Below are 4,203 nucleotides of genomic sequence, written 5' to 3' on the forward strand. Positions count from 1 at the left end.
GTGAATTGGACCGGGTCATGGCGGTTCTCACCCGGAACGTACTGAAAACTGCCATTCGGGTTCAGTGTCACCGTCCCGTGAGCCGGGCCGGACGATCATGCGGGTGAATGTCCGGCCGGAATGTTATCCGGTGTCCGGCGCCTGAGACCCGGGGCAATTCCAGAGGATGAATCGATGGAAGAAGTCGAAGGTCGTTCGGCCATCGCTTGGACTTGACCCAATGCGGGACGTATCACTGCGCCGAGATGGTGGCCGTTGAATCCACCTACGAAGACCTGCGTGAGCATCCTGTCGCTATCCGCTCGGGGCGGTGAGGGCAGTGGGCGTACTGACCCAAATGAAGAAGTCAGCCCATCCGGGTAAAGTCGTCTGGCGGGAACTCCGGTGGCCGGGCGAACCGTTCGCAAAGGTCTGAATGGGTGTCCGGCGCCGGACATTCACGAAGTTCGTGTAGGGGAGTTGAGGCGGGGATATCTAAAGTCAGTATGGCCGAGGAAGGTTGTGAAGAAATCGATATCGACGTCCTAACTCTTTAATGTCCTCGGTTTGAATCCCCATACGATCACTGAGCGAAGTCTGCATGCTGGTCGAAAAGGGATTGGTTTCTCGAAGAAAAAGATAGTATAGACGATCAGCCATTTGCAAAGCTTTATTCGTCAAGACAGGATTTGGTCGCTTGCATGGCTCAACTGGACTAATTGAAATAATTGAACGCCACTCTTCCAAGCATCCGGACTCAGCGATAAACATACCCATCTCGTTACTCGTGGTAAGACGATCGGAAATGGTCTGGCTTGAGTTCAGAAATTCAGTGGTCAGAGTAACTATTCGGTCTGTCGAAAATTTTATGGATGGGCGAGCTTTTAAGTGTTTGTCGAACCAAATCATGTCTTCTGCCCGCTCGCTGTGCGGGCACGTGACATCAATCAACAAAGTACGCTCCACAATATCTGTACCGGGCCGTAGTTCTTTGTAATCCTTTTTTCGTTTCCGGTTATTACAATTTCCGCATGTCCAGTGAAGGTTCATCCAATCGTAAGCGAGTTCTGCTCGGGTCGGACAGTGAGGCACAAAATGCTCAATGACACCATCTTTTGAGGCATCTGCCTCGCAGAGAGAGCATTTTTCCAAAAAAAGGCGGCGAAGGGCATTTCGGACATCGGTGTGACCATAAACGTTCTTCTTAACACTGTTTGGAGAAGAACATGCCCTGTATGCTATTGCATGAGTCAGCGTAGCCGCGGGGTCAAGAACAACTGGCATGGGTTCTAATTCGCGATTAATCGTCCTCATGAAAGCTTGCCTCCTTCCTTCGGCACAGAATGCGAAGAGTCTTCACTGCTCGAAAGCGAAACCAGTTTCTCCATGAATAACGGAGAGCCAAACAATCCTGCCAGCCTGCGACACTCTGCCTTTAGTCCGGCACTTTGTCGAGAGATCAATTGGGAGAAATGGATGAGTGCATCGTCCTCTTTGCCAGGAGATTTAAGCGATTCCTCTAGCAGATCCAGCTCATCACTAATTCCAGGACTCCAAGGTGACGGCACTTCAAAAACAGCGCTGAGAATGTCATCAATCTGCCAGGCGTTGAAATCTGTGTTGAATACTTCGCCATCTGGGAAACGCACAACTAGACTGGAATTTTTTGTGAGTGATCGAAGAACAAAAGGGCTGTGAGTGGTAATCACGAAAGTGATTTTTGGAAATGATTTGGTAAGGACAGGGATGACTTTTTGCTGCCATTGCGGGTGAAGATGAGAATCGATTTCATCAATAAAAACTACTCCTTGAGGATCAAAAAAAATGTGATTGTTTTGAACTGCGATTCCAAGAGTTTGGGCGATTATCAAGCCGGCAGTCACAAGCACATCCAGTTCTCCGGCAGAAAGAGACGACATTTGCGGATGGTCGCGGGGGCCAACTCTTAAAAATGGCCATGACTTAATGGCTAGCAAAAGCTCAGTTCCGGTAAGATCAAGGAACACTTTCTTAAATATTTTAACGGCAAGAGAAGTAGTCGGCCTTCCTAACCCTTCTTCAATAATCATTGCATATAAGAATTTCTCCAGTTCGAAACCCCAGGTTTTAACAAGGAATGGGAATGGGCGCTTGGTAGCCCAGTTGTCGGATAATGGAGGTGTTAATGCTAGTTTGCCCTCCCGATCATAACTCGCCAATTCGTATCTGTCTGCGGGCCTAAAAAGAACGACATTTCTGGCAACAGGGTCACTTGTGGGAATATCGGGAGACCATCCGCCCATGAAAGTCTCTCGCATGCTTTTCCAAGAACGAGTGTTTGCAATGGCCTTGGCAAATTCTTCTGGGAGAGGCTCATCTATATTACGCCGAGCAATATCCCAATGTGATGTTGGGATGCCTTTAAAACGCCAGTCCGAGCGAACGAGGTAAGAGGGACAACCAGCACGCACTTCTCCGGTGGATGCATACCTATCCCATCCCGTTTTTGTGTCTTCTGAATTATCGGTGCAGCTGGGCGCGTTCATGTTGGTATAACTACACAGGGCATGGGCCAGTTTGCTCAGTATCGACGACTTGCCGCTGCCGTTTGGGCCAACAAAGCAAATCACGCGGGCATCGCTTGGAATCTCGACATCAAGTCGCTCAATCTTTCGGAAATCCCGAACCTGTATGCCACGAAGACTGATTGACGAATCATTCGTAATGGTAGTGTCGAGTTCGGGCATTTTCCCACCTGCGTTCGATTAAATTGAAGTCGGCGGTCTCATTTGCGAATCAAGACAATCCTGAAATAGCGTATGGAAAATTGAGTCATGATTCGTCTCTTCAGAAGCAATGACGGCAAAAAGTATCCGCATCACTCTTCCGTCCGGCTTTGATTTGCCTCATCCCTTTGAGGATGTGATCGCTGGAACAATGGCCAATCCGGGCAGGCAGTTTTTTGACATCCATGAGGACAGATTGAAATTGATCGAGGCGGCCCCGACTGCGGAATGGCGCGCCCTGATTGCCCTTGCGAGGTTCGGTGGGTTGCGAATCCTGAGCGAAATCATTCCGCTGACATGGCCCGACTTTCTTTGGAACCGAGGCTGGTTCCGAGTGACCAGTCCGAAGACGGCGCATCACGAGGGAAAGGGAGAGCGTTTGGCGCCGATCTTCCCGGAGTTGAAGCCACGCCTTGACGAATTGTTTGAACAGGCCACCCCCGGACAGGTGTCGGTCTTCACATCGTTTCGGTCCGGCGATAACCTGCGCACGTCACTTACCCGGCTCATTCGCAAGGCGGGTCTGACTCCGTGGAAACGCTTGTTTCAGAATCTGAGGAACAGCCGGGAGACGGAATTGGTGGATGTGTTTCCGAGCCATGCGGTCACGACGTGGATCGGCAATTCCCATCTCATCGCTGTGAAATATTATCTTCAAGTTCGTGACTCGGACTTTGACCGAGCGGTCAAGGGAATCGCCCACACAGCCGGAGCGAAATCAGGAGCGTTTGAGGAGCGAACAGACGACGGATGTTGCGGAATTTGAGTTGACAGACGCAACGCAAACAATTTCCGATGAATACTTTAGTTCGATTGTGTTCAATCTTGTCCTGTTGAGTCCCAACAATTCAATAGTCCCGAATGGATTCGAACCATCGACCGGCGGATTAGAAATCCGCTGCTCTATCCAGCTGAGCTACGGGACCGTCCGACAAAACCAAGCGAATCTGAACATCGTCCGTTCTCCGCCGGAACGATCACGCTTTTTGACGTGTCACACCTTTGGAGACACTCTTATCATGGCGAAAGGCAAGAAGCCTGACAAGTTCCCCCTTTGGCATCCGCAAGGCATCCGGGCAAGGACAATACGATCAGGGAAGATGTTCGCGTCGGGAAGAGTTGGCCGGGTGGCAAAGGCGGTCGCCCAGGTCCGACATTATCGCCATGTTTGAGTTTCCACACGAAACGGCCAGTCCGGTCAACAAGCCTTTTTGGTAACTCATGGAAGGTTGGATGGGGGTGTCTCGAAAAGTAACCGCCGGCCGACGCTGCGTTCCAGTTCGGCCCAGGCCCGTTGCAGGTCGGCCTTGAGCTGGGCCTCGCGGTTGTTGGTGTCGATCAACTGGCGGGTGGTTTCCAGCACGATCAGGTAGCCGGCGTTTCCGTCTTCATACGCCTTTTGCGAGCGTTGGATACCCGCCTCGGCCTCGGATTTGACTTTCCCGAGCAGAATTTCATA

The 4,203-nt window shown here is 50.9% G+C and carries 4 protein-coding genes and 1 tRNA gene; 1 reads left to right on the forward strand and 4 read right to left on the reverse strand.

The genetic code is table 11. The features are described 5' to 3' along the window. Positions 1-480 precede the first annotated feature (480 nt). Together BGIM_RS63635 and BGIM_RS60600 are read right to left on the reverse strand one after the other, a co-directional pair. Positions 481-1,293 (reverse strand): HNH endonuclease family protein, encoded by an 813-nt coding sequence (locus BGIM_RS63635; protein ID WP_157369597.1) that lies wholly within the window; start codon positions 1,291-1,293, stop codon positions 481-483. Then, the gene (locus tag BGIM_RS60600) at positions 1,290-2,705 is read right to left on the reverse strand and encodes an AAA family ATPase (protein ID WP_084760231.1); all 1,416 of its coding nucleotides are present in this window, start codon (positions 2,703-2,705) and stop codon (positions 1,290-1,292) included. The genes BGIM_RS63635 and BGIM_RS60600 overlap by 4 nt, the downstream gene beginning before the upstream one ends. A 109-nt stretch (positions 2,706-2,814) precedes the next feature. Between BGIM_RS60600 and BGIM_RS53580 the strand changes: the two genes are divergently transcribed. Continuing rightward, positions 2,815-3,510, forward strand: a complete 696-nt coding sequence (locus BGIM_RS53580) for a site-specific integrase (RefSeq protein WP_020473829.1) — start codon at positions 2,815-2,817, stop codon at positions 3,508-3,510. Between the two features lie 86 nt (positions 3,511-3,596). Here the strand turns inward: BGIM_RS53580 and BGIM_RS0132455 are convergent. Then, positions 3,597-3,670: transfer RNA gene (locus BGIM_RS0132455), tRNA-Arg, on the reverse strand. Between the two features lie 293 nt (positions 3,671-3,963). Further along, a partial coding sequence (locus BGIM_RS63640; protein ID WP_193789031.1) for a TolC family protein occupies positions 3,964-4,203 on the reverse strand: 240 nt, incomplete at its 5' end.

The organism is Zavarzinella formosa DSM 19928, from assembly GCF_000255705.1.
GTDB lineage: Bacteria > Planctomycetota > Planctomycetia > Gemmatales > Gemmataceae > Zavarzinella > Zavarzinella formosa.